This is a genomic window from Streptomyces sp. MK7 (assembly GCF_032658145.1).
GTDB lineage: Bacteria > Actinomycetota > Actinomycetes > Streptomycetales > Streptomycetaceae > Streptomyces > Streptomyces spiralis.
Genome location: NZ_JAVACL010000140.1, coordinates 1 through 622, shown reverse-complemented (window position 1 = coordinate 622; position 622 = coordinate 1). Strand labels below are relative to the sequence as shown.

Below are 622 nucleotides of genomic sequence, written 5' to 3'. Positions count from 1 at the left end.
GATGGTTTCGATGACGACCTGGTAGCTGGTCAGCGGTCGGCCGCGCCAGTTCGCGGTGATGTGGCAGAACATCCTGTGTTCGATCTTGTTCCACTTCGACGTGCCCGGCGGGAAGTGGCAGACCGTGATCTCCAGGCCGCTCTCCAGGGCGAAGGCGGCGAGGTGTTTCTTCCAGGTCCAGCGGCGTGGGTCGTTCGAACCGCCGGCGTCGGCGGTGATCAGCAATCGGCTGGCGTTCGGGTGGTGCACCTGTCCGCGGCGCTGCCACCAGCGGCGTATGGACTCCACGGCGAACTCGGCGGTGTCGTGGTCGGTCCCGACGTTGACCCAGCCGGTGTTGTTGGCGATGTCGTAGATCCCGTACGGGATGGCCACGGGCTGGTCGCTGGTGGTGAACGTGTGGCAGTCGACTTTGATCGGGTCCTTGCCCGGTCGCCAGGTGCGGCCGGGCCGGTCGCGGTTGCCGAGCCATTCCTTGGCCTTGGTGTCGACGCTGATCACCGGCTGACCGTCGTCGAGGAAGGAGGCGGCCGTGGCGTTGAGGTGGGCGAACTGGGCATCGCGGTCCGGGTGGCCGGCGCCCTCGGCGGTCTTGACGGTGCCCTGCAGGCTGTATCTGAGA

1 protein-coding gene is annotated in these 622 nt (G+C 67.0%); it reads right to left on the bottom strand.

Features of this window, described 5'->3' with window-relative positions:
- Positions 1 to 622, bottom strand: a 622-nt coding sequence (locus R2S09_RS40190; protein ID WP_316746234.1) for an ISAzo13 family transposase, incomplete at both ends; no start/stop codon positions are given.